Origin of the sequence: Mesorhizobium sp. M00.F.Ca.ET.216.01.1.1 (genome assembly GCF_004010325.2) — a bacterium.
In the GTDB taxonomy this organism is placed as follows: domain Bacteria; phylum Pseudomonadota; class Alphaproteobacteria; order Rhizobiales; family Rhizobiaceae; genus Mesorhizobium.
This window is the reverse complement of sequence record NZ_SADR02000601.1, coordinates 1-281: the sequence shown is the minus strand read 5'-3', so window position 1 is coordinate 281 and position 281 is coordinate 1. Positions and strand designations below refer to the sequence as shown.

The following is a 281-nucleotide window of genomic DNA, read 5'->3' as shown; positions in this document are numbered from 1 at the left end:
GGCTTACGCCGCCCGTATAGCCTGCTTGCCGAGATCGCCACGAATAGTGGGACCGGCGGCGCGGATCTTCTCGCGCAACCGCACCGGCTCGACGACGCCGTCGACGACTTCCGCGTCGATCAGATTGACGTCGACCACCTCATTGTTGGCGTAGGCTGCGGCGCCGATCGCTTCCAACCGGTCCTCCGCCGCCTTGTCATGCGCGATCTCCGCATGGCCGACCGTCTCCGCCCAGCCGCCATCGGCGTACCAGACGGCGATGCCGTCGGAGAGCCTGTTCG

At 67.3% G+C, this 281-nt stretch carries 1 protein-coding gene; it reads right to left on the bottom strand.

The features are described 5' to 3' along the window. Positions 1–3: 3 nt before the first annotated feature. A partial coding sequence (locus EN859_RS37615) for a DUF2849 domain-containing protein (protein WP_135913772.1) occupies positions 4–281 on the bottom strand: 278 nt, incomplete at its 5' end.